We start from the raw sequence: 24,123 nt of genomic DNA, 5'->3' as shown, positions 1-24,123 counted from the left end.
CCAGCTTCCCAAACACGTGCCACGAGGGGTGTGCGACCGGCGGCTACTGCAGGTGGCCGGCCTTCTCCATCTGGCGGAGTTCGCGCTTGAGTTCAGAGAGCTCATCGCGCAGACGGGCGGCGAGCTCGAACTTGAGCTCTCCGGCGGCCTCGAGCATCTGTCTGTTAAGGTCGGCGATGATCGACTCCAGATCGTTGGCACCGTTGGCGGCTAGGCCGACCCGACGGTTGGGCGTCGACGTCTTGCGCCGGGCATCGCGGCCGGCCAGGAGCTCGGCGGTGTCGGCCTCCTCGCGAGCGAGCGCTTCGGTGATGTCGCCAATGCGTTTGCGCAGCGGGGTCGGGTCGATGCCGTGCAGGGTGTTGTACGCAACCTGCTTCTCTCGCCGACGGTCGGTCTCGTCGATCGCCTTCTCCATCGAGGCGGTGAGCCGGTCGGCGTACATGTGCACCTCGCCGGACACGTTACGGGCGGCACGCCCGATCGTCTGAATAAGGGACGTCGCCGAGCGCAGGAAACCCTCCTTGTCGGCGTCGAGAATGGCGACGAGCGACACCTCGGGCAGGTCGAGGCCCTCACGCAGCAGGTTGATGCCGACGAGTACGTCGTAAATGCCGGCGCGCAGTTCGGTGAGCAACTCGACCCGGCGCAAGGTGTCGACATCGGAGTGCAGGTAACGTACCCGCACGCCGGCCTCAGTGAGAAAGTCGGTAAGGTTCTCGGCCATCTTCTTGGTGAGCGTTGTGACCAGCACCCGCTCGTTGCGTTCGGTGCGCTTCTTGATCTCTTCGAGCAGGTCGTCGATCTGGCCCTTGCTCGGCTTCACGATGATCTGCGGGTCGATCAGGCCGGTCGGGCGGATGATCTGCTCGACAATGCCATCCGCAATGCCCATCTCGTACTTGCCGGGCGTCGCCGACAGGTACACCGTCTGGCCGACCCGATTCTTGAACTCGTTGAACTTGAGCGGACGGTTATCGAGCGCGCTCGGCAGGCGAAAGCCGTGGTCGACCAGGGTGCGCTTGCGCGAGGAGTCGCCCTCATACATGGCACCGATCTGCGGCACGGTCACGTGCGACTCGTCGATGACCATGAGAAAGTCGTCGGGAAAATAGTCCAGCAGGCAGTGCGGGGCCTCCCCCGGTTCGCGCGCATCGATGTGGCGGGAGTAGTTCTCAATGCCGGAGCAGAATCCGATCTGCTCCATCATCTCGAGGTCGAAGGTGGTGCGCATACGCAGTCGCTGGGCTTCGAGCAGCTTGCCTTCACGTTCGAGCACTTCGAGGCGTTCGGCCAGTTCGATCTCGATGGTACCGATCGCCCGACGCATAACGTCATCGCTCGCAACGTAGTGCGAGCCAGGAAACACCGAGACCGAGTCGAGCTTCTTGACGATATCGCCGGTGAGCGGATGCAGGCTGTACAGGCCTTCGATCTCGTCGCCGAACATCTCGATGCGAATAGCGAGCTCTTCGTACATCGGGATGATCTCGATGGTGTCGCCGCGCACCCGGAAATTGCCCCGCGAGAAATCGACATCGTTGCGCTTGTACTGCATGGCCACAAATTTGCGCACCAACCAGTCGCGGCTGACCTTCTGACCGACCTGCAGGGCGATCATGGCATCGAGATAGCCCTGCGGCGTACCGAGACCGTAGATGCACGACACCGTCGACACCACGATCACGTCCCGGCGGCTCAGCAACGAGTTGGTGGTGGAATGCCGCAATCGTTCGACTTCCTCGTTGATCGAAGAGTCCTTCTCGATAAAAGTGTCGGTCTGCGGAACGTAGGCCTCGGGCTGATAGTAGTCGTAATACGAAACGAAGTACTCGACCGCGTTGTTGGGCATGAGGTCGCGGAACTCATTGACCAGCTGCGCCGCGAGGGTCTTGTTGTGGGCCAGAACGAGCGTCGGGCGTTGCACCTGCTCGATCAGCCAGGCCGTCGTGGCGGACTTACCGGTACCGGTAGCACCAAGCAGCACGATGTCGGTTTCGCCGGCATTGATTCGGGCAGCCAGGTCGGCGATCGCCGCCGGCTGGTCGCCGCTCGGCGTGTACTCACTGACCACTTCAAACGGATTCACAGAGCGCGTGGGTTCCATGCTTCCATTCTACAAAGGGGGTCTGACACTCAGCTTTGCGCGCTCGACCCCTGCGAGCGAATGCCGGCGCTCGCCGCACTCTTGTCGGCCTCGGCAGTGAGCACGCCCTCCCAGAGCGCGTCAACCTGAATCAGTGTCGCGTCGAGGCCACCCGTGTTGTCGATCACGACGTCGGCCAGAGCCAGACGTTCTGCGTCACTGGCCTGCGCCGAGATGCGATGGGTCGCGTCCTCGCGGGTCAGGCCGCGCAGGTCCACCATGCGCTGGATTCTGGTGGCAGCATCCGCGTGCACGACGACGATCACGTCAAACGTGACCAGGCCGCCGGCCTTGGCTTCGGCCAGCAGCGGAACGTCGTAGACGACGATGGCGTGCGGGTCAGCCGCAGCGGCTTCGGCCACCCGGTCGCGGGTGAGCTGTCGCACCGCCGGATGCGTGATGGCATTCAGCCGTTCTCGCCGCACCGGGTCGGTAAAGATGATGGCGCCAAGCGCCCGCCGGTTCAGGCTGCCGTCGGGCAGCAACAGGTCGGAGCCGAACTCTTCAGCAATCGCCGCCAGTGCCGGGGTGCCGCGTTCAACAACTTCGCGGGCGAGACGGTCGGCGTCGATCCCGACGGCGCCCAGCTCACTGAGACGCTGTGCTACGGTGCTCTTGCCCGAGGCGATTCCGCCGGTCAGCCCAATCAGATACATCCCGTCAGACTATCTGTTTCGCCCGCGGACGGCACAGGGAGCATCCACTCAGTCGAGAGCCCGTTTGATCTCTGCCAGGAGCGCGTCCCGATTGAAGTCGGGTTTGTTCATTGTCACGACGGGCTGGGCCGGGTCGCTGTCGATCGTGTCCTGTTCATCGTCGGTGATCTTTCCCGCCGACAGGACCAGCACCGGAATGTACTGAGTACTGGCATGGTCCTGCAGCGCCCGCACAATCTTGAACCCGCCGAGGTGCTCCATCATGAGATTGATCAGAATCAGGTCGGGCGTCAACTTGAGCGCATCAGAGATGGCGGCCTCGCCCGACGACGAGGATTCGACGCGGTAGGCCGGCTCTTCCAAATACGAAGTGACCTGGTCGACGGTTTGGCGGTCTTCATCGACAATGAGGATGCACCGTGTATGTGCCCGGTCAGGGCGTAACCCAAGCAGGGTGAGCGAGTTCTGCAATTCGACCCGCTGCAGCGGCTTTTCGAGCACAGCCGCGGCACCGCGACTTAATGCCATACTCATGTCGGCCAATCCGGCAATGACCACGACGGGGATGGAGGCCAGTTCCGGAGAATCGTGGAGCTTCAGTAGAAACTTCCAGCCGTCCATTCCCGGCAGCTGCACGTCGAGGGTGATCAGGCTTAGCGGCACTCCCTGTGCGAGATCGAGCGCTTCCTCGCCGCTTGCCGCTGCAATCACCTGGAAGCCTTCTGCTTCCAGGAGCAACCGAACGAGCTTGGCGGATTTGGCGTCGTCCTCAACCACCAAAGCCGTCGGGCTTCCGCTCGGGACAGTCGAACCCGCGACTGTCTGCGAGAAACCCTGACGGTCGACATTCGAGTCAGCATTGGCCGCCGCGATCAGATCCTGCGTGGCGTGTTGAAGCAGCGCGTCGCCATTGTCGTTCTCGGGCTCGCGGCCGGCGTCGGACTCTGCCCGTTCTGGTTCGAATGATGCATCGGAGTTCTCCGCGCGGATCTCTGCTCGCTCAGTATTGCTTTCCGCGGTCAGTGACGGTTGGGCCGTCGCTGCGGACAGATCATGGCGCGGCAACCAGACGCCGAAGGTTGCGCCTTCGTTCAGAGATCCCTCCACACCGACCCTGCCCTCTTGCAGCTCGGCCAGCAATTTCACCATGGCCAGGCCTACGCCGTTGCCGCTTGACTTCCACGCGGCGTCGAATTCCCCGTGTCGCAGGGGAAGGAACAAGGCAGGCAGATCCGCCTCGGAGATTCCGACCCCGGAGTCCGTCACTCGAATTTCCAGAAACTCCGCAAAACCGAACTCTGGTAAAGGTGACGACCAGTGTGGGCGATGTCCGTCGAGGAAGCCGACGGAACTGCGCGGCACAATCCGCGCCTGCACGGATACGTCCTCGCCCTTGCTGGCAATAACGGCATTGCCCAGCAGGACCGCCAGAATCTGTCCGGTGGTGTCGGTGTCGAGCGGAAAGTCCCCCACCTGCTCAGTACCGTTGACAGCGACCGAAACTGCGGGGTCTCCGCTCTGATCGACCAACGCGGCGCTGGCGACCAGCAGGCCGTGCACGGCGACGAGTTCATAGTAGAAGTCGACGTTGCCGGTTTCAACCGTGGACATGCTGATGAGTTCTTTGAGCAAGGACAGCAGGTGGGCGGTGTCAGCGCAGATGCCGTCGACTCTGCGTTGCTGCACCTCGTTCAACGTACCGTCAACCCCACTGCTCAGCGCCTTGGCCGAAGAAACGATCGCCTGCAGCGGTGTCAGCACCTCGACCTTGGCGCGAGTCAGATACTCGGCCCGAGCAACATTCGCCTGCTCCATGGCGAAATTCTTCTCGAGGAGGGCGCGCTCGAACTTTTTGCTCTCGGTCACGTCTCTGGCTGCCGCGAAAACGCCCTGGACTCTGCGCTCACGATCCCGCAGAGTGGCCGCGTTGTACGAGACGACGGTTTCCGTGCCGTCAAAGGATCGCACCGTCAGCTCGTAATCAGTGATCCGGTCCTCCTTCAACACTCGGGCGATGGCGGTGTCGGCGCGCGTCGGATTGGTGAAGAAGTTGCGGCACGGAGCACCGATGAGTTCGTCCCGGGTGCGCCCGGTCAGGGCCACCATCTGGTGATTGACGTCGGTGATGACGCCCTTGGTATCGGTGGTCATGAGCGCATCAATGTTTGATTCGATCAGCGATCGAGTGTAAAACTGCTGGTCACGTAACCTTTCGTTGAGCACTTCAACCGACAACGATGCACCAGAACCGTCGGTGAAGCTCTGACTTCCCGACGGTGCCACAGGGGTTTGAAAATCGTCTTCGCCCCTGTTGTCAGCGCTGTCTGCAGGGTGAAAGGTGTTCATGGGGCTCTCCGATGGGACTGTGAAGCTGTCGTGCACGTTCCCACCAGAAACAGGTTGTAACTAGGGAAATCCACATCCGTTCGACAATTTTGTTACTGTCGTGATGCCGACAAAAAAGAGGACGTTTCCTCACTATCAGGTATAGCACGAAGAGTTCCGTGAGTCGTGATCCTGACCAATTACCATCGGATATTGCGCGCGGTCGCGAGACCGCCATCCGCTTGCGAACGTCGTACGAAAAAACGGACCGCACCCCGAAGGATGCGGCCCGCCCTGCGCCGTTTACTGCGCAACTGTGAAGCTGTGCTGCTAGTTGCCGCCGGAGAGCTTCTCGCGGAGGGCCGCGAGTGCTTCGTCGTCGGCGAGCGTGCCGGCGCCAGCCGACTCGCTCGAGAAGGCAGAGCCGGCCGGTGCGACGTCGCTGGGGGCAGCGATTTCGTCGTTCGCGGTCGAAACCTGCTTCTTGTGGGCTTCCCAGCGAGCCTGGGCTGCAGCGTAGTCCTGCTCCCACTTTTCGCGCTGCTCGTCAAAGCCTTCGCGCCACTCGTTGGTCTCGGAGTCGAAGCCTTCGGGGTACTTGTACTGGCCCTTATCGTCGTACTCGGTGAGCATTCCGTAGAGCGCCGGGTCGAACTCGGTGCCGTCGGGGTCGACGCCATCGTTGGCCTGCTTGAGGCTGAGCGAGATGCGGCGACGCTCGAGGTCGATGTCGATGACCTTGACGAAGACCTCGTCGCCGACCGAGACAACCTGCTCGGCGAGCTCAACGTGCTTGCCGGACAGCTCGCTGATGTGCACGAGTCCCTCGATGCCCTCGGCAACGCGAACGAACGCGCCGAACGGAACGAGCTTGGTGACCTTACCCGGTGCAACCTGGCCGATGGCGTGGGTGCGGGCGAATACCTGCCACGGGTCTTCCTGCGTTGCCTTGAGCGACAGGGAGACACGCTCGCGGTCGAGGTCAACTTCGAGGATCTCGACGGTGACTTCCTGGCCAACTTCGACGACCTCGCTGGCGTGCTCAATGTGCTTCCAGCTGAGCTCGGAAACGTGGACCAGACCATCAACGCCGCCGAGGTCGACGAACGCACCGAAGTTGACGATTGAGGAGACAACGCCCTTGCGGACCTGTCCCTTCTGGAGGTTGTTGAGGAACGTGGTGCGACTTTCGCTTTGCGTCTGCTCGAGCAGGGCGCGACGCGACAGCACAACGTTGTTGCGGTTCTTGTCGAGCTCGAGGATCTTCGCTTCGATTTCCTGGCCCAGGTACGGGGTCAGGTCGCGAACGCGACGAAGTTCGATGAGCGATGCCGGAAGGAAGCCGCGCAGGCCGATGTCGACGATGAGTCCACCCTTGACGACCTCGATGACCGAACCGGTGACAACACCGTCGGACTCCTTGATCTTCTCAACGTCGCCCCATGCACGCTCGTACTGAGCGCGCTTCTTGGACAGGATGAGGCGGCCTTCTTTGTCTTCCTTCTGAAGAACGAGGGCCTCGACCAGGTCGCCGACCTTGACGACCTCGGAGGGGTCAACGTCGTGCTTGATGGAAAGTTCGCGGGAGGGAATGACACCCTCGGTCTTGTACCCAACGTCGAGGAGAACCTCGTCGCGGTCGATCTTCACGACGGTGCCCTCGATGAGGTCTCCGTCGTTGAAGAATTTCAGAGTCTTTTCGACCGCGGCAAGAAAGTCCTCAGCAGATCCAATGTCGTTGATGGCGACCTGCTTGGGTGCCCGTTCGGTCGTTGCGATTGTCATGTAGTAGTTGCTCCAGGATGGACATAATCGGGCCACACGCAAAAATTCGTTCAGGTGTTTTAGTTGTTCCGCGGTACAAAAACCCGGGGAACGCTCCGCGCATGGCAGCGGATAGGGCGCCACAAATGTGACACTCTATCCTAGCTACCAGACTCCCCCGCAGGCAACTTGACCAGACTTCTCGCCTGACTACTCCAGCGGATGCCCTACTTCAGCAAGGCCGACCGCAGGGTGTCGAGACCCACGCCGCCCAAATCCAGGGCAGTGCGGTGGAATTCCTTGATCGAGAAGGCATCACCTTGGCGCGCTTTCGCGGCATCGCGGAGTTGCTCCCAGATGCGCTGTCCGACTTTGTAGGACGGCGCCTGGCCCGGCCAGCCGAGGTAGCGGTTGACCTCGAATTTGACGAAGCTCTCGTTCATATTGACGTTCTGACCGAGAAATTCGAAGGCGTAGTCCGCGGTCCACGGGCCGGAACCGTCGGGCCGGGTCTTGCCCAGGTGCACACCGATGTCGAGCACGACGCGAGCGGCGCGCATCCGCTGGCCGTCGAGCATGCCGAGACGGTCGGCCGGGTCGTCGAGGTAACCGAGCTGTTCCATGAGGCGTTCCGCGTAGAGGGCCCAGCCCTCGGCGTGGCCGCTGGTGCCGGCGAGCTGCCGACGCCAGGTGTTGAGCTTGGCCCGGTTATAGACGGCCTGGCCGATCTGCAGGTGGTGACCGGGGACACCCTCGTGGTACACCGTGGTGAGCTCGCGCCAGGTGTCGAATTCCGTCACACCGACGGGCACCGACCACCACATTCGTCCGGGCCGGGAGAAGTCGTCGGTGGGTCCGGTGTAGTAGATGCCGCCTTCCTGGGTGGGGGCGATCATGCACTCGATGGTCTTGATTTCGTCGGGGATGTCGAACTGGGTCTCGGCGAGGTCCGCGACGGCCTTGTCGCTGGTGCGCTGCATCCACTCTTGCAGGGCCTGGGTGCCGTGCAGTTTGCGGCTCGGGTCGGTGTCGAGGTAGGCGATGGCTTCGAGTACGCTCGCGCCGGGTTTGATCTCACCGGCGACCTTCTCTTGCTCGTCGACCATGCGGGCGAGTTCTTCGATGCCCCACTCGTAGGTTTCGTCGAGGTCGATCGTGGCGCCGAGAAAACGGCGGGAGGCGAGGGTGTATAGCTCGCGGCCGATCGCGTCGTCGTCGGTTGCCTTACTGTCGAGTTCGTCGCGGAAGAAGGTTGCCAGTTTGTCGTAGGCGGTGGCCGAGCGGCGAGCGCCGAGGCCGAGGTCTTTGGCGAGGGAAGCGGGCAGGGTGCCGCTATCGAGCGACGCGTTCGCTGAGAATTCGGCGAAGAAACCGTCATTGGCGGCATGGCGCTGGGCTTGGGCGAGCACCTCCCGTACCTGGCGGCGTGCCGGGGTCACCCCACGCTCGATGCCGAGCCGGAGCGTCTCGATGTACCCGTCGATGGCGGCCGGAAGGTTGCCCAACCTGCTTGAGATATTGGCCCAGTCGTCGACGGTCTTGGTGGGCATGAGGTCGAAGATGTCGCGAATCTCCTGGGCCGGCGAGGCGATCACGTTGAGGTCGCGCAGTTGCAGCTGCGCGTCTGAACTCTCGACGCCCAGCGACAACTCGCTCCGCAGGTCGGTCTTGGTAACCTCGTCGATGCTGTCAACCGGGCGGGCGGCATCCAGTTGGGCGATTGTCTTCTTTGCCTCGGCGACGAAGCGTTCATGGCCCGCCGGGGAGTAATCGCCGTAGCGGCCATCACCCTCGGTACGGCCGATGTAGGTACCCACCGTTGGGTCAAGGTCGACGAGGGTGTCCACCCACTCTTCAGCGATCTGGTCGATGGCCGTGGGAGTGCGCAGAGTGTCATGTGTCATGCGTCGAGCCTAGAACACGACTGCTCGCCGCGAACCCCCCAATTGGGGAAACTGGCCGGTCACACCGCAGTGATTTAGTGGGCGGCGGCGTCCCAGTTGGGTCCACGGCCGACCTGAACCGTCAGCGGAACGAGCAGATCTGCGGCAGATTCCATGTTGTGGGTGACCACCTGGCTCAGGGAATCCCATTCGCCCGGGGCGACGTCGAAGATCAACTCGTCGTGAACCTGCAACAGCATCCGGGAGTCCATTGACGCATCCGTCAGGTCAGCGGCGATACCGTTCATGGCGATCTTCATGATGTCGGCCGCGGAACCCTGGATCGGAGCGTTGAGCGCCGCTCGTTCAGCGTTGTCGCGCAGTACCCGTTTGGGGCTGGCCAGGTCGGGGAACGGGCGGCGACGCCCGAAGATGGTCTCGGTGTAACCGTCGACCTTGGCCTGCTCGACCACGTTGCGAAGGTAGTCGCGCACCGCGCCGAACCGCTCGAAGTAGTCGGTCATGAGCTGCTTGGCCTCTTTGGTGTCGATGCGAAGCTGCTTGGACAGGCCGAAGGCGCTGAGCCCGTAGGCGAGCCCGTAGCTCATGGCCTTGACCTTGCTGCGCATTTCGGCGGACACGTCGGCGGGGTCCACGCCGAAGATTCGGGAACCCACGAACCGGTGCAGGTCTTCGCCAGCGTTGAAGGCTTCGATCAGCCCGGCATCTTCGGAGAGATGCGCCATGATGCGCATTTCGATTTGCGAGTAGTCGGCGGTCAGCAGGCTCTCGCTGCCTTGGCCGGCCTGGAAGGCGGCGCGGATGCGTCGACCCTCTTCGGTGCGCACCGGAATGTTCTGCAGGTTCGGGTCGTTCGACGAGATCCGGCCGGTGGTGGTGCCGATCTGCACGTAGGTCGTGTGGATGCGGCCGGTCGTGTCGATAGCTTTGTCGAGGGTTTCCACGATCTGGCGCAGTTTGGTGGCGTCGCGGTGCTTGAGCAGCAGATCGAGGAACGGATGCGGGTTGCTGGCCTGCAGATCCGCGAGGGCGCCGGCATCCGTTGAATACCCGGTCTTGTTCGCGCGTGTCTTGGGCATCTCCAGCTGCTCGAACAGCACGTCCTGCAGCTGCTTGGGCGACCCGAGGTTGACCTCCCGGCCGATCTCGGCGTAGGCGGCGGCGGCGAGGCTCGCCGTGCTGGCACCCAGCTCTGCGGACAGCTCGGCGAGTTGCTCATGCGAGACGCTGACGCCGGCGAGCTCCATGTCGGCGAGGGCGAGCAGGGTGGGCAGTTCGATATCGATCAGCAGTTTCAGCGAACCGGGGTCGAGGGCCTTCTCGACGGCGGCGAAGACACGGAGGGTAAACCACGCCTGGGCAGGGGCACCGGCCTGTTGGGCCTCGTCGGGAACGAGCTGATTGGGGTCGGCGACGGGCAACGTTTCGTCGAGGTAGCGCGACACGAGGTCGGCCAGGGTCTTATCGGGGCCGCCTGGGCGAATGAGCCAGGCGCCGACCAGGGCATCGAAGGCCAGACCGTTGAAGGGCAGACCGCTGCGGCGCAGCGCCTTCATCTGGTGTTTGGCGTCGTTCATGACCTTCGGAGCCGCACTGGCAAGCCACGCTTCGAGAGGGGCATAATCCTTGCGGCCCGGCTGCCACGGCAGGTTGACGGTCTCGGTCGGGCTGGCAAGGCCGAAGCCGATGGCCTTACCGTCCTGCACCTCAACGGTGAGACCGAGGCCCGCCGGGTGGGCCACGGTGGCACGGTCGAGCCACGACTGCAGCTCTTCGTCGAGGAGGTCCTGCGCGATGGGGGCCTGAACGGCGGGCACCTCGTCGACGACAGCAACGGTTGCTTCAACGGCCGGGTCTTCCCCGGCGAGCTTGAGTACCCGGTCGAGGAGGGACTTGAATTCGAGGCGGGTGAAGATGTCCCGCACCGCGTCGGTGTCCATGGCGCCGCGTTCCAGCGCGGCAACGGCCATCGGAAGGTCCAGGTCGGTGACCAGGCGGTTGAGTCGGCGGTTGCGAATCGCGTTCTCTTTCTGCTCACGCAGGTTGTTGCCGACGACGCCCTTGATCTCCTCGGCGTGTTCCAGGATGCCGTCGAGGCTGCCGTACAGGCCAAGCCACTTCACCGCGGTTTTCTCGCCGACCTTACTGATGCCGATCAGATTGTCGCTGGTTTCGCCGACGAGAGCGGCCACATCGGGGTATTGCTCGGGTTCGATGCCATAGCGTTCGCGCACCCGAGCCGGGTCGTAGCGCGTGAGGGCTGACACGCCTTGGCTGGCTGGATAGAGGAGGGTGACGGTCTCGTTGACCAGCTGAATGGCATCCCGGTCGCCGGAGACGACGAGCACGTTGTAGCCGGCGGCGGTGCCTTCGACCGAGAGGGTGGCGAGAATATCGTCGGCCTCGAAGTCTTCCTTGGTGATGGTGGTGATGTTCATCGCGGCGAGGGCTTCCTGCAACAGCGGGATCTGCCCAAGGAATTCCGGCGGGGTCGCATTGCGCGTGCCCTTGTACTCGGGGTATTCCCTGGTACGAAAGGAGGCGCGGGAGATGTCGAACGCGACCGCGAGGTGGGTCGGCTTCTCGTTGCGCAGCAGGCTGAGCAGCATCGACAGAAAGCCGTGGATGGCGTTCGTATGCTGACCGGCGTGGGTCTGGAAGCTATCCACCGGCAGGGCGAAGAACGCCCGGAATGCCAGGGAATGGCCGTCGATGATCATCAGGGTAGGCTTTTCGGAGTCCAACACTCCCCTAGCCTACAAGCGTCTTCCCGCGCGGGCTCCCCCGACCAAAGGTGATCATGTTCAATACAACTGACGATGCACTCGCCTGGGTTCAGCAGCGCGGCGGCGGAGATCTGGCCGACAAGATGGGGCTGGAGTTCACCGAGTTCACCATAGACCGGGCCGTGGCGCGGATGCCGGTGGCCGGAAACACGCAGCCGGCCATGCTTATGCACGGCGGCGCCTACGTCGTGCTCGGCGAGTCCCTCGGGTCGATGGCAGCAAATCTGCACGCCGGACCGGGAAAGCTCGCCGTGGGAATTGAGATCAACGCCTCACACAACCGTTCAGCGACGTCAGGGTACGTCACCGGGGTGTGCACCCCGATTCATCTGGGCCGCACCCTCACCACCCACGAAATCGTCGTCACCGACGATGCCGGCCGGCGCTGCTCGACGATTCGCATCACGAACATCATCAAGGACCTTCCGCCGCAGGGTTAGCCCGCGTCGGGCTCGACCAGACTGATGAACGCGCTGAGCTCGGCGACGCCGGTTGGTGTTACGGGCAGGTAGTCGGTGAGCGCCGGCGAATAGACCAGGTAGGCGGCCCATTTCGCGCGCGAAATGGCAACGTTCAGCCGGTTCTTCAAAATGAGAAATCCCAGGCCGCGCGGTACGTCATCGGCCGAACTGGCCGCGAGGGTGACAATCGCAATGACGGCCTCCTGACCCTGGAACTTGTCGACCGTTCCCACCCTCACCGTGGAGTAGCCGGCAGCCGCCAGTGCCTCACGTACGAGAGCCAACTGGGCGTTGTACGGCGTCACGACGATCACGTCGGCTTCGGTCAGGGGGTCATCGACCCGATCCATGGTCGGGTCTGTCCACAGCCGGCCGAGTACGCCGCGCACGAGTGCCACGACGGCCTCCACTTCTTCGGCTGATGAAATGGAATTGCCGGTGTGCACGACCGGCACGGCGTGCACACCGGGCCGAATGCCTACAAGAAAGCGGGTCGACGTAGTCGGATCGGCGTGCAGCAGGCCGCCGTAGGACAGTCGGGAGACGGGCTCGGTGACCGCCGGGTGCATGCGGCGGCTCTCGGCGAGAAAGTAGCCCCGGTCGGCGGGAAGCACGTCGTGGCCGGCGGCGACCCAGCCCAGGGCAGACTGGTCGATCGGCTCGGGATGCAGGCCTTGGCTGACCTGCGGCAATTGCTGCGGGTCGCCGAGCAGCAACAGACTGCGGGCGCCGACACTGGCCGCGATGGTGGAGGCGAGCGAGAATTGGCCGGCCTCGTCGACGACGAGTAGATCAAGGCTGTGTCGTGGCACGCGGGCCGGATTGCTGAAGTCCCACGCGGTGCCGCCGACGACGAATCCCGTCGCGGTGTGATCCAGTGCGAACAGAAGTTGCCCGTCTTTCGGCAGCACGGTGTAGGCGGGTTCCGCCGCATCGGCGCCGGTCTTGGCGACTTTGCCGACGAGAGCCGGCTCGAGCCCGGCACTGACGACGGCGTCGAGCAGGTTCTCCACCACCGCGTGGGACTGGGCGACAACGCCGATCTTCCAGCCGTGCCGCTGCACAAGTGCGGTGATGACGTGTGCGCCGAGGTAGGTCTTGCCGGTGCCGGGTGGCCCCTGGATCGCTAGGTAGGAGTGATCCAGGTCGAGCAGGGTCGCGATGACGGCATCGATGGTGCTGCCGCCGGCCCGGGCGAGTGCCAGGTGCCCGCTTTCGGTGCGCGGCGGGGTGCGACGCAGAATATCGACCATCGAGTCGCGCGGCCAGCCGGGCTGGGCATCGACGATAGCTTTGGCCCACTCGTCGATAGCGGGTTTCTGCTGCAGGGGCCGTGGCGGTGCGGCCGGTGCCAGGGCACTCGGCCGGTCGCTATAGCGAGCCGTGTCCTTGAGCAGTGTCTCTTCAATCAGGATGCCGTCATCGCTGACGTCCAGCACTTTGACGGTGCGGTGGGCGCGTGCGCCGTCCGAACTGTCGGGGTTGACGAACGGTCCGGGGTATTCGTAGAGCAGGTACGGGCCAGCCTGGTCGCCCGGTTTAATGCTGCTGCCCGGTGCCAGGCGACCGCGCAACCAGAGGTGGCGACGGTCGACGCGCTGCATACCTTCTCGGAACCAGTCGCGCTCTACGTCGACGCCTTCGACGACGAGGACGTCGCGGGTGTCCTGCCATTCATCGATCGGGTACTCGAGCCGAAAATAGTGCGCCCACCAGAAGCTCTTCTGCTCTCGCCGGTGGTAGTCCATTGCGGCGGCGGCAAAGGCGGCCGCGGTCTGGTCGATGCTGCGCGGGGTGTGCGGTGTCGTTGGCGCAGCGCGGGCGAGCAGGGCGTCGCGCACCGGTGACGGCTCCAGCGGGACGGCATCCGCTTCGGCCGTGCCACCGGCCGAGCGGATGCCCGGTCCGCGCGCCAGCGTGAGCAACCAGTCGCGCAAGCGCAGCGTTGAGACGCAGTCGTAGCGGTTGTAGTCGGCGATGGAGGCGAGCATGCGTTGCGCCTCGACCTGGTCGCCGTGAGCGTGCAGGTCGCGGGCTGCGGCGTATTCAGTGATGGAGTCCGCCGCGTTGGTGACCTCGCCGCCGCGCAGTTCCGCGCCCATGTAGAGCGGTTCGAGCTTTTTGATCGAGTACGAGCGCGACCCGACGCGCATGGTTTTGCGCACGAGCGGGTACAGATCGACGAGCACATTCTCGCGCAGCAGCCGGTCGATCTGGTCTTCGCCGACGCTGTGCCGGGCGGCGAGGCTGAGCAGGTGGGTGCGCTCGTAGGCGGCGTAGTGGTACACGTGGAGGCCAGGAAACTGGGCTCGACGCCTCCCGAGGTAGGCCAGAAAGTCGGTGAGCGCGACCTTCTCCTCGGCCCAGGTGTGCGCCCAGAAAGCGTGAAAGGATTCGTCGGTCTGCACCAGGCCGAACAGGTAGTCCAGGCCCCACTGCGTGGTCGAGCCGTCAGGGGCGTCGCCTTCGGTCGCGTTTCCCTCTGAATAGAGCGGGTCGCCCTCGAAGTCGAAGAAGATGTCGCCCGGGTTCGGTTCGGGCAGCACTGACAGCGCCCCTGGGTTGTACAGATCGACCGGCGGAGCTGTACCGGGGACCGCCTGAAGCTGTAGCCGCGCCTGTGTACGCAGGGCGGTGAGCGTCGAGTCCAACACGCCGTCGATGTCTTGGGTAAACGCCGCGAGATCGTCGATTGTGCCAATGCCGCCGGCCGCAAGCCGCGCCCGCTGCGACAGGCGCAGCCCGGCGACCAGCAAGGGATCGCGGTGCGCCTGCACCTCGGCCTCACAGGTGGTGCAGCGTCCGCAGACCGTGTATCGCGGGTCTCCCCACGCTACCGGCTGGGTGTCGGTGAGTCGTTCCGTGATGATCTGCAGCAGGCGCTGCCTGCGTTTACGGTACACCGGGCGAATATCAGCGAGCGGATGCCCGCTCACGGACCCGTCACCGAGCAACAGTTCGACAGAGTCGGCCGTTGGTACGCCAATGCGGTCGAGCTGGTCGGCGTAGGCGGCGAGCTGCAGCAGCGCGGTCACTCGGGCGTGCCGGGCCAGTTTGGTGTCTTGTAGCAGCCAGGTGCCGTCATCCTGGCGCACGATGAAGTCAGCGAATCCGAGAAAGGCGATGTCTGCGGTAGGTGAGCCGAAGTGTGGATCGAAGAACGTGGCCTGAAAGATGACCTCGGCGGTCGTGCCGAAAGCCAGCCGCGTTTGGTCGGCGGCAATCTCCAGAGCGGGGCGAGCCATCCGCTCTGGACGGCAAATTTCGACCACAGACTGGCCCAGCCGGTACCGCTCGAGCACCCGGTGCTCATGCTCGTCGCCCAGCCGCGAGGTGCGGTCCAACATCGCGTCGACCGGGTCGACCACAGCGTCGATGCGGCCGAGCTTCGCGTCGATGCGGCGCAGAAACGCAAACTCGCAGACGGATGCCGCGCTCAGGTCACTCGCGCTCGTCACCACGCTGCCGTCCAATAGGAACATGCGCCCGTCCTCCGTCTGTTCGAGCGTATCGGACACCTCCGACACGCCAGCCGATCAGATGCCCGGGTACAAAAAACGGCCCGGCAGGTTCTGCCGCGCCGTTCTCTGAGACGTTTCTACTTCTTGACGCTGAGCTGCTCGATAATCGCCTGCGACACGTCGTGCATGGTGAGTCGACGATCCATCGAGGCCTTCTGGATCCAACGGAAGGCTTCGGGCTCGGTCAGGCCCATCTTCTCGTTGAGCAGGCCCTTGGCCCGGTCGACGAGCTTGCGGGTCTCGAACCGTTCGACCAGGTCGGCGACCTCGGCTTCGAGGGTGATGATCTGGCTGTAGCGCGAGAGGGCGATCTCGATCGCGGGAAGCAGGTCGTTCGGGGTGAACGGCTTGACGACGTAGGCCAGTGCGCCGGCTTCGGTGGCACGCTCGACCAGTTCCTTCTGGCTGAACGCGGTCAGCAGCACGACCGGTGCGATGTGCTCTTTGGACAAGCGTTCAGCAGCGCTGATGCCGTCGAGCTGGGGCATCTTGACGTCCATGATGACCAGGTCGGGGCGAAGCTCCCGTGCCAAGGCGACCGCTGTTTCTCCGTCACCGGCTTCGCCGACGACTTCAAAGCCGTTGTCGCGCAGAATCTCGACGATGTCGAGGCGGATGAGGGATTCATCCTCAGCGACGACAACGCGGCGCGGAGGGGTGGGGGTGCTGTCTTGGTCGGTCACGACCAAAAGCCTACGGTATTCTGAACGAGTAGTTGTAAGCCGGTGTGGCGGAATGGCAGACGCGGAGCACTCAAAATGCTTTGTTCGCAAGGACGTGTGGGTTCGAGTCCCACCACCGGTACCAAATTCTCACAGCAAAATGCCCGATCAGCGGGGGTTTTTTGCTGTGTTGAAGCGTGCCCTGCACGTTCGTGCAGAATTAGGTCGATGCGCGGGCAGATGACACCGGCCAGTTTGTCTAGACACAAGAAGCCCCGCCCGAAACGTACGGGCGGGGCTTCTCGTGTTAACCGCTACTTCTTGACGTACGCCGGTGCGACCTCGTTGTGGGCGTCGCCCACGCGGTGCACGCGAATGTCGTTCGTCGAGCCGACGATTCCGGGAGGGGAACCGGAGATGACGACGACCTTGTCACCGATTTCGGCGAGACCCTGACCGATGAGAATATCATCGACCTGACCGAACATCGCGTCGGTGTGGGTCACCGGCTCCACCAGGTACGTCTGAACGCCCCAGGTGAGGGCCAGACGCCGACGGATGCCCGGCTCCGGCGTGAAGGCCAGCATCGGGATCTTCGACCGCAGGCGGGACATGCGGCGGGCCGAGTCGCCGGACTCGGTGAAGATGCAGAGGAACTTGGCATCGACGAACTCGGCCACCTCGATGGCGGCGAGGGTGATCGCACCGCCCTGGGTGCGCGGACGGTTGGTCAGCTTGCCGATGCGCTCGAGGCCGTGCACCTCGGTGGATTCCACGATGCGGGCCATGGTCTGCACCGTGACAACGGGGTATTCTCCGACGCTGGTCTCACCGCTGAGCATGACGGCATCAGCACCGTCGAGCACGGCGTTGGCGACGTCGCTGGTCTCGGCGCGGGTGGGCACCGGGCTCAGGATCATGGATTCGAGCATCTGCGTGGCGACGATGACCGGCTTGGCCATGCGGCGAGCGATCTCCACGGCCTGCTTCTGCACGATCGGCACGGCCTCGAGCGGAAGCTCGACGCCGAGGTCGCCGCGGGCGACCATGATCGCGTCGAAGGCGTCGACGATCTCTTCGAGGTTGTCGACGGCCTGCGGCTTCTCGATCTTGGCGATCACCGGAACGCGGCGGCCCTCTTCGGCCATGATCTCGTGCACGCGGGTGATGTCATCGGCGCTGCGCACAAAAGAAAGGGCGATGAGGTCGGCTCCGAGACGGAGGCCCCAGCGCAGGTCGGCTTCGTCCTTCTCCGACAGGGCCGGCACGTTCACTGCTACGCCGGGCAGGTTGATGCCCTTGTTGTTGGAGACCGGGCCGGCGACGATCACGCGGGTGGTGACGACGACGCCATCCGTTTCGACGACCTGCACCTTCACCTTGCCATCGTCGATGAGCAGAAAGTCGCCGGGGTGCACGTCGTGCGGCAGACCCTTGAAGGTGGTGCCGGAGAGCTCTTTGGTGCCGAGCACGTCTTCGGTGGTGATCTTGAAAATGTCACCGACGGCGAGCTCGTACGGGCCGCCCTCGAACTTGCCGAGGCGAATCTTGGGGCCCTGCAGGTCGACCATGACGGCGACGGCACGCCCGGAGTCGTTGGCAGCCTTACGCACGTTGGCGTAGACGCTCTCGTGCACCTGGTAGTTGCCGTGGCTCAGGTTCATGCGGCAGACGTCAACGCCCGCGTCGATGAGCGCTCTGATCTGCTCGTAGCTGGCAGCCGCCGGCCCGAGGGTGGCGACAATTTTTGCGCGTCTCATTCTGGTGAATCTCCGATTTCCGCGCTTTGTGAGCGCATTACGACGTGGTGCAGGAAGAGTAAGGGTTTAGAGGGCGAAGGAGCGGTCCGTGGGCTTAACGGGAGATGGCAGTTGGGTCAGGCCTTCCAGGAACTGGTCGACCGCAGCGGCCGCAGCGCGTCCTTCGGCGATAGCCCAGACGATGAGTGACTGGCCGCGACCGGCATCGCCGGCGACGAAGACGCCCTCGTGGCTGGTCTGGTAGTTGCCGTCGCGTTCGACGTTGCCGCGACCGTCGAACGGAAGCTTTAGCTGGTGGCTGAGGTCGTCCGGCTCCGGGCCAGTGAAGCCCATCGCGAGCAGCACGAGATCGGCCGGAATCTCCATCTCGGTGCCGGCCTTGGGAACGCGGCGTCCGTCGAGGTATTCGGTCTCGGCGATGCGAATGGCACGTACCTCACCGAATTCGTTGGCCAGAAATTCAACCGTCGACGCGAGGTACTGGCGGGTGCCACCCTCTTCGTGGGCGCTGGAGACCTCGAACAGGGTCGGGGACATCGGCCACGGCTGGTTTTCCGGCCGAGTGGTGCCCGGCTGCTTGCCGATCGCCAAGTTGGTGACGGATGCTGCCAGCTGACGGTGTGCGGTCCCGATGCAGTCGGCCCCGGTGTCACCACCACCGAGCACGACGACGTGCTTACCCTCGGCGGTGATCTGCGCTTCGATGGCTCCGCCGGCGCCGATCTTGTTCTGCTGCACCAGGTATTCCATGGCGAAGTGCACGCCGGGCAGGTCGCGCCCCGGAATGGGCAGGTCGCGGGGAACCATGGCACCGGTCGCCACCACGACGGCGTCGTAGCGGGCGCGCAGGTCATCCCAGGTGATGTCCACGCCGATGTTGACGTTGGCGCGGAACCGGGTTCCCTCCGCCGTCATCTGCGCCAGACGCAGTTCGAGGTGCTTCTTCTCCATCTTGAAGTCGGGGATGCCGTAGCGGAGCAGGCCGCCGATGCGGTCGTCGCGTTCGAACACGGCAACGGTGTGGCCGGCGCGGGTCAGCTGCTGGGCTGCGGCCAGTCCGGCAGGACCGGATCCGACGACGGCGACGGTCTTGCCGGTCAGGCGTCCGGGCGGCTGCGGTTGCACCCAGCCCTTGGCGAAGGCCTGGTCGATGATCGACACCTCGACCTGCTTGATGGTGACGGCGGGCTGGTTGATGCCGAGCACGCACGACGACTCACACGGGGCCGGGCAGAGCCGACCAGTGAACTCGGGAAAGTTGTTCGTGGCGTGCAGGCGCTCGATGGCCGCACGGCCCTCATCGCGCCAGACCAGGTCGTTCCACTCCGGAATGAGGTTGCCGAGCGGGCAGCCCTGGTGACAGAACGGCACTCCGCAGTCCATGCAGCGGCCGGCCTGACGTTTGAGTACAGCGGCGTCACCCTGCTCGTAGACCTCTTTCCAGTCCATCAAACGGATTGCCACCGGACGGCGGGCAGGCAGCTCGCGGTCGGTGGTCTTCAGGAATCCCTTCGGATCAGCCATTGGTTACCTCCAGAATTCGATTCCAGACAACGAGTCCGTCGGGATCGAGTCCCTCGTCGACGGCCGTCTGCCTGGTCTCCAGTACGGCCGCGTAGTCGCGCGGCAGTACCTTGACAAATGCGTTCATGGTTTCTTCCAACTTCGACAGCATGCGCTTGGCGAGTGCTGAATCGGTCTGGTCCCGGTGTTGTTCGAGCAGGTCGCGCACGATCTCGCGGTCGACGCTCTCGAGGGCGAGCAACCTGAGCTCCCCCGAGGTCAGCGCGTCACGGTTGACCCGTTCGGCGGTCAACCCGTAGACGTAAGCCGTGCCGCCACTCATGCCGGCGCCGAGGTTGCGTCCGGTCTCGCCGAGGATGAGGGCGAGGCCGCCGGTCATGTATTCGAGCGCGTGGTCACCCACGCCCTCGACGACGGCGATCGCTCCGGAGTTGCGCACGAGGAATCGTTCGCCGACAATGCCGCGAATGAACATGCTGCCCTGCGTGGCGCCGTAGCCGATGACGTTTCCGGCGATGACGTTGTCTTCGGCCGGGAACTGGCTGGCCCGGTCGGGGCGCACGATGATCTGCCCGCCCGACAGGCCCTTGCCGACGTAGTCGTTGGATTCGCCCTCGAGGCGCAGGGTGATTCCGCTCGGCAGGAATGCCCCGAAGGACTGTCCGGCTGAGCCGGTTAGAGTGACCTCGATCGAGCCGGCCGGCAGACCATTCTCGCCGTGGCGCAGGGTAACCTGGTTGCCGAGCATGGTACCAACGGCGCGTTCGGTGTTGCGAATCGGCAGGTCGATCCTGATCGTCCCGCCGTGTTCGAGCACGCTCTGGCTGCGCCGAATCAGTTCGTTGTCGAAGTGCTTGTCAAGTTCGTGCTCCTGAGCGCGCGCCCACTTGCGCGGTTCTGCCTCCGAGAAGTCCGGGCCGCTCAGGATGGGAGAGAGGTCAAGCCCCTGCGCCTTCCAGTGAGTGAGTGCACGGTTCACGTTCAGCACCTCGCGGTGGCCGATGGCCTCATCGAGGCTGCGGAAGCCGAGCTCGGCGAGGTACTCACGCACCTCCTGGGCGATGAACTCGAAGAAGTTCACGACGTGGTCGGCCTGGCCGGCGAAACGTTTGCGCAGTTCCGGGTTCTGAGTGGCAACGCCGACCGGGCAGGTGTCGAGGTGGCAGACGCGCATCATGATGCAGCCCGACACAACAAGCGGAGCGGAGGCGAAGCCGAATTCCTCAGCACCGAGCAGGGCACCGATGAGTACGTCACGGCCGGTCTTCAGCTGGCCATCCACCTGCACCACCACGCGGTCACGCATGCCGTTGAGCATGAGCGTCTGCTGGGTTTCGGCGAGGCCGAGTTCCCACGGGGTTCCGGCGTGCTTGAGCGAGTTGACCGGGCTGGCACCCGTTCCGCCGTCGTGGCCGCTGATCAAGATCACGTCGGAGAGGGCTTTGGCAACACCGGCCGCGACGGCACCGATACCGGACTGGCTGACCAGTTTGGTGTGGATGCGTGCCTTGGGGTTGGCGCGTTTCAGGTCGAAGATGAGCTGCTTCAAGTCTTCGATCGAGTAGATGTCGTGGTGCGGCGGCGGCGAGATGAGGCCGACGCCGGCCGTGGCGTGCCGGGTGCGGGCGATCCACGGGTACACCTTGGTGGGAGGCAGCTGACCGCCCTCGCCGGGCTTGGCACCCTGGGCAAGTTTGATCTGGATGTCGTCGGCGTGGGTCAGGTACATGCTCGTCACACCGAACCGGCCCGAGGCGACCTGCTTGACGGCGCTGCGCCGGGCCGGGTCGAGCAGCCGGTCGAGGTCTTCGCCGCCCTCACCGGTATTGGACTTGCCGCCCAGACGGTTCATGGCGATCGCGAGAGTCTCGTGCGCCTCCTGCGAAATGGAACCATAGCTCATCGCGCCGGTCGAGAACCGTTTGACGATCTGCGACACCGATTCGACCTCGTCGAGCGGCACCGGAGTGCGCTGGCCCGGGCTGAGCGTGAACATGCCGCGCAGGGTCATGAGCGATTCGGCCTGGTCGTCGACCATTTTCGTGTACTCGCGGAAGATGTCGTAGCGCTTGGTGCGAGTGGCGTGCTGCAGCCGGAAGATGGTCTCCGGGTTGAACAGGTGCGGGGCACCATCGCGGCGCCATTGGTATTCGCCGCCGGTCGCGAGGCGCTCGTGTGCGGTCACCGCAGCATCCATTGGGTACGCGGAGGCGTGACGCGACAGGTTTTCGACACCGATCACGTCGATGCCGACGCCGCCGAGCTTGCTCGTGGTACCGGTGAAGTACTGGTCGACGAAGGACTGGGCCAGGCCGACGGCTTCGAAGGTCTGGGCGCCGGCGTAGGAGGACACGGTGGAGATGCCCATCTTGGACATGATCTTGAGCACGCCCTTGCCGAGCGCCTTGATCACGTTGCGGACCGCCTTCTCGGGCGTGACGTTGGTGATGATGCCGCTGCGCACGAGGTCTTCGCAGGTTTCCATGGCGAGGTAGGGGTTGACGGCGGAGGCGCCATAGCCCATGAGCAGGGCCACATGGTGCACCTCGCGCACGTCGCCAGCCTCGACCACGATGCCGACCTTCATGCGGTTCTCGGTGCGGATCAGGTGGTGGTGCACGGCAGCGATCATGAGCAGCGACGGGATCGGTGCAAGGTCCTTGTTGGAATCCCGATCGCTCAGCACGATGAACAGGGCGCCGGCCTCGATGGCTTCGTCGACCAGGGCGCAGATGGCGGCGAGGCGCTTGGATAGCGCCTCGGGACCCTCTTCGAAGCGGTACAGGCCGCGAATGGTCGTGGTGGTGCGGCTGCCGACGACGGGGTCGATGTGCTGGATCTTGGCCAGTTCGTCGTTGTCAATGACCGGGAAGTCCAAAATGACCTGGCGGGCATGCTCTGGGCCTGCGGTCAGCAGGTTGCGTTCCGGGCCGAGGCCGAGCTTGAGGCTCGTGACGACTTCTTCACGGATGGAGTCGAGCGGCGGGTTGGTGACCTGCGCGAACTGCTGGGTGAAGTAGTCGAACATGAGCCGCGGGCGGTCGCTGAGCACGGCGATGGGTGTGTCGCTGCCCATAGCGCCGAGCGGTTCGGCGCCGGTGCGGGCCATCGGGGCGAGCAGGATGCGCACTTCTTCTTCGGTGTAGCCGAAGGTGCGCTGGCGACGCACAACGGATGCCGGCGGGTGCACGATGTGCTCCCGTTCCGGAAGGTCCTTGAGGTTGATGCGGCCCTTTTGCAGCCACTGGCCCCACGGCTCGCTCGCCGACAGCTCCGCCTTGATCTCACGGTCGTCGATGATGCGGCCGGCCTTGGTGTCCACCAGGAACATCTGGCCGGGGCGCAGGCGGCCCTTACGCACGACGCGGGCCGGGTCGATGCCGAGCACGCCGATCTCGCTCGCGAGCACGACGAGACCGTCGTCGGTAATGAGATAGCGGCCGGGGCGCAGGCCGTTGCGGTCGAGCGTTGCTCCGACGAGGGATCCGTCGGTGAAGACGATCGCGGCGGGGCCGTCCCACGGTTCCATGAGCATAGAGTGGTACTCGTAGAAGTCGCGACGTTCGTCGTCGAGGTCGGTCTGGTTTTCCCAGGCCTCCGGCACCATCATCATGATGGCGTGGGGCAGCGACCGCCCGGACAGGCTGAGCAGTTCGACGACCTCATCGAACGAGGCAGAGTCGCTGGCTCCAGGGGTGACAATCGGCAGCAGGGGGGCGAGGTCGCCGAGCAGCTCGGACTCGAGCTGGGACTGACGCGCGCGCATCCAGTTGCGGTTTCCCTGCACCGTGTTGATCTCACCGTTGTGGGCGATCATGCGGAACGGCTGGGCGAGCGGCCAGGACGGGAACGTGTTCGTGGAGTAACGCGAGTGCACGAGGGCGAGCGTTGAGACGAAACGTTCGTCGGACAGATCGGGGTAGAACGGTTCGAGCTGCAGGGTCGTGACCATGCCTTTGTAGACCAGGGTGCGGCAGGACAGCGACACGAAGTAGATCTCGAGCTCGCGTTCGGCGCGCTTGCGCAGCCGAAAGGTCTGCCGATCCAGCGCGATGTCGGAGAACGGAGCGCCGGCTTCGGTGGTGCGAGTGCTCTGCACGAACAGCTGTTGGATGGCGGGCATGTTCGCGCGGGCCTGGCTGCCGAGGTCTTCCGGGTGTACCGGAACCTCACGCCACCCGAGGATGCTGAGGCTTTCCTCGTCCGCGATCACGCTGATGGCGCGCTTGATGGCGGTGCGAGCGGTCGGATCGGTTGGCAGAAAAACGTTGCCGACGGCGTACTGCCCCACCGGGGGAAGCGCTATATCCGTGACGGCGCGCAGGAAGGCATCCGGTATCTGGGTGATGATTCCGGCACCGTCACCGGTTCCGGCGTCGGAGCCGACGGCCCCGCGGTGTTCCAGGTTACGCAGGGCGTCGAGGGCCTGCGTGATGATGTCGTGCCCGGCGGTTCCTCGCAGGGTCGCCACCATGGCCAGGCCGCACGCGTCGCGTTCGGCCGCCGGATCGTACAAACCGGATGCTTCGGGCATGCTGCTGAAGCGGGAGTAGAGAGGTTTCTGCGCCATTGAGACCGTCCTCACGAAATGACTGGCAGTAAGGGACGACGCTG

12 protein-coding genes and 1 tRNA gene are annotated in these 24,123 nt (G+C 64.2%); 2 read left to right on the top strand and 11 right to left on the bottom strand.

What is annotated here, in order from left to right; genetic code table 11:
* Nucleotides 1-43: 43 nt before the first annotated feature.
* From uvrB to polA, 6 genes are all read right to left on the bottom strand, one after another.
* A complete protein-coding gene (gene uvrB / locus BLS91_RS07430) occupies nucleotides 44-2,107 on the bottom strand; it encodes an excinuclease ABC subunit UvrB (protein ID WP_092340092.1) in 2,064 nt (687 codons plus the stop codon).
* 29 nt (nucleotides 2,108-2,136) lie between these two features.
* A complete protein-coding gene (coaE, locus tag BLS91_RS07425) occupies nucleotides 2,137-2,802 on the bottom strand; it encodes a dephospho-CoA kinase (RefSeq protein WP_092340091.1) in 666 nt (221 codons plus the stop codon).
* A gap of 48 nt (nucleotides 2,803-2,850) precedes the next feature.
* Nucleotides 2,851-5,148, bottom strand: coding sequence for a response regulator (locus BLS91_RS07420; protein WP_092340090.1), 2,298 nt, complete (start codon nucleotides 5,146-5,148; stop codon nucleotides 2,851-2,853).
* A gap of 309 nt (nucleotides 5,149-5,457) precedes the next feature.
* Nucleotides 5,458-6,912, bottom strand: coding sequence for a 30S ribosomal protein S1 (rpsA, locus tag BLS91_RS07415; RefSeq protein ID WP_092107815.1), 1,455 nt, complete (start codon nucleotides 6,910-6,912; stop codon nucleotides 5,458-5,460).
* 206 nt (nucleotides 6,913-7,118) lie between these two features.
* Entirely contained in the window at nucleotides 7,119-8,795 is a 1,677-nt protein-coding gene (locus BLS91_RS07410; RefSeq protein ID WP_092340089.1) for a DUF885 domain-containing protein, read from the bottom strand.
* Between the two features lie 74 nt (nucleotides 8,796-8,869).
* Nucleotides 8,870-11,542: a DNA polymerase I gene (polA, locus tag BLS91_RS07405; RefSeq protein WP_092340088.1), complete on the bottom strand. Its 2,673-nt coding sequence runs from the start codon at nucleotides 11,540-11,542 to the stop codon at nucleotides 8,870-8,872.
* Nucleotides 11,543-11,595: 53 nt separating this feature from the next.
* Between polA and BLS91_RS07400 the strand changes: the two genes are divergently transcribed.
* Nucleotides 11,596-12,021, top strand: coding sequence for a hotdog fold thioesterase (locus BLS91_RS07400; protein ID WP_092340210.1), 426 nt, complete (start codon nucleotides 11,596-11,598; stop codon nucleotides 12,019-12,021).
* On the opposite strand, the gene BLS91_RS07395 is transcribed toward BLS91_RS07400, so the two are convergent.
* Together BLS91_RS07395 and BLS91_RS07390 are read right to left on the bottom strand one after the other, a co-directional pair.
* Complete coding sequence (locus tag BLS91_RS07395; RefSeq protein WP_092340087.1) at nucleotides 12,018-15,524, bottom strand: TM0106 family RecB-like putative nuclease; 3,507 nt, start codon at nucleotides 15,522-15,524, stop codon at nucleotides 12,018-12,020. The genes BLS91_RS07400 and BLS91_RS07395 overlap by 4 nt on opposite strands.
* 116 nt (nucleotides 15,525-15,640) lie before the next feature.
* Nucleotides 15,641-16,246 carry an ANTAR domain-containing response regulator gene (locus tag BLS91_RS07390; protein WP_092340209.1) on the bottom strand — a complete coding sequence of 202 codons (606 nt, stop codon included), beginning with the start codon at nucleotides 16,244-16,246 and terminating at the stop codon, nucleotides 15,641-15,643.
* A 38-nt stretch (nucleotides 16,247-16,284) separates the two neighbouring features.
* Between BLS91_RS07390 and BLS91_RS07385 the strand changes: the two genes are divergently transcribed.
* Nucleotides 16,285-16,370: transfer RNA gene (locus BLS91_RS07385), tRNA-Leu, on the top strand.
* 169 nt (nucleotides 16,371-16,539) lie between these two features.
* Here the strand turns inward: BLS91_RS07385 and pyk are convergent.
* The 3 genes from pyk to gltB all read right to left on the bottom strand — a co-directional run bounded on the left by pyk (nucleotide 16,540) and on the right by gltB (nucleotide 24,079).
* Complete coding sequence (gene pyk / locus BLS91_RS07380; protein ID WP_092340086.1) at nucleotides 16,540-17,985, bottom strand: pyruvate kinase; 1,446 nt, start codon at nucleotides 17,983-17,985, stop codon at nucleotides 16,540-16,542.
* Between the two features lie 66 nt (nucleotides 17,986-18,051).
* Nucleotides 18,052-19,509: a glutamate synthase subunit beta gene (locus BLS91_RS07375; RefSeq protein WP_092340085.1), complete on the bottom strand. Its 1,458-nt coding sequence runs from the start codon at nucleotides 19,507-19,509 to the stop codon at nucleotides 18,052-18,054.
* The gene (gene gltB, locus BLS91_RS07370; protein WP_092340084.1) at nucleotides 19,502-24,079 is read right to left on the bottom strand and encodes a glutamate synthase large subunit; all 4,578 of its coding nucleotides are present in this window, start codon (nucleotides 24,077-24,079) and stop codon (nucleotides 19,502-19,504) included. The genes BLS91_RS07375 and gltB overlap by 8 nt, the downstream gene beginning before the upstream one ends.
* Nucleotides 24,080-24,123: the final 44 nt, after the last annotated feature.

Origin of the sequence: Cryobacterium flavum, from assembly GCF_900103805.1 — a bacterium.
In the GTDB taxonomy this organism is placed as follows: Bacteria; Actinomycetota; Actinomycetes; order Actinomycetales; family Microbacteriaceae; genus Cryobacterium; species Cryobacterium flavum.
Note: the sequence above shows the minus strand (reverse complement) of the source record. Positions and strands in the feature narration are given on the sequence as shown.

What these genes read in the sequence shown, in the direction of transcription:
- uvrB (WP_092340092.1), bottom strand. Translation starts at nt 2,107, where the DNA reads ATGGAACCCACGCGCTCTGTGAATCCGTTTGAAGTGGTCAGTGAGTAC.
- coaE (WP_092340091.1), bottom strand. Translation starts at nt 2,802, where the DNA reads ATGTATCTGATTGGGCTGACCGGCGGAATCGCCTCGGGCAAGAGCACC.
- BLS91_RS07420 (WP_092340090.1), bottom strand. Translation starts at nt 5,148, where the DNA reads ATGAACACCTTTCACCCTGCAGACAGCGCTGACAACAGGGGCGAAGAC.
- rpsA (WP_092107815.1), bottom strand. Translation starts at nt 6,912, where the DNA reads ATGACAATCGCAACGACCGAACGGGCACCCAAGCAGGTCGCCATCAAC.
- BLS91_RS07410 (WP_092340089.1), bottom strand. Translation starts at nt 8,795, where the DNA reads ATGACACATGACACTCTGCGCACTCCCACGGCCATCGACCAGATCGCT.
- BLS91_RS07400 (WP_092340210.1), top strand. Translation starts at nt 11,596, where the DNA reads ATGTTCAATACAACTGACGATGCACTCGCCTGGGTTCAGCAGCGCGGC.
- BLS91_RS07395 (WP_092340087.1), bottom strand. Translation starts at nt 15,524, where the DNA reads ATGTTCCTATTGGACGGCAGCGTGGTGACGAGCGCGAGTGACCTGAGC.
- pyk (WP_092340086.1), bottom strand. Translation starts at nt 17,985, where the DNA reads ATGAGACGCGCAAAAATTGTCGCCACCCTCGGGCCGGCGGCTGCCAGC.
- BLS91_RS07375 (WP_092340085.1), bottom strand. Translation starts at nt 19,509, where the DNA reads ATGGCTGATCCGAAGGGATTCCTGAAGACCACCGACCGCGAGCTGCCT.
- gltB (WP_092340084.1), bottom strand. Translation starts at nt 24,079, where the DNA reads ATGGCGCAGAAACCTCTCTACTCCCGCTTCAGCAGCATGCCCGAAGCA.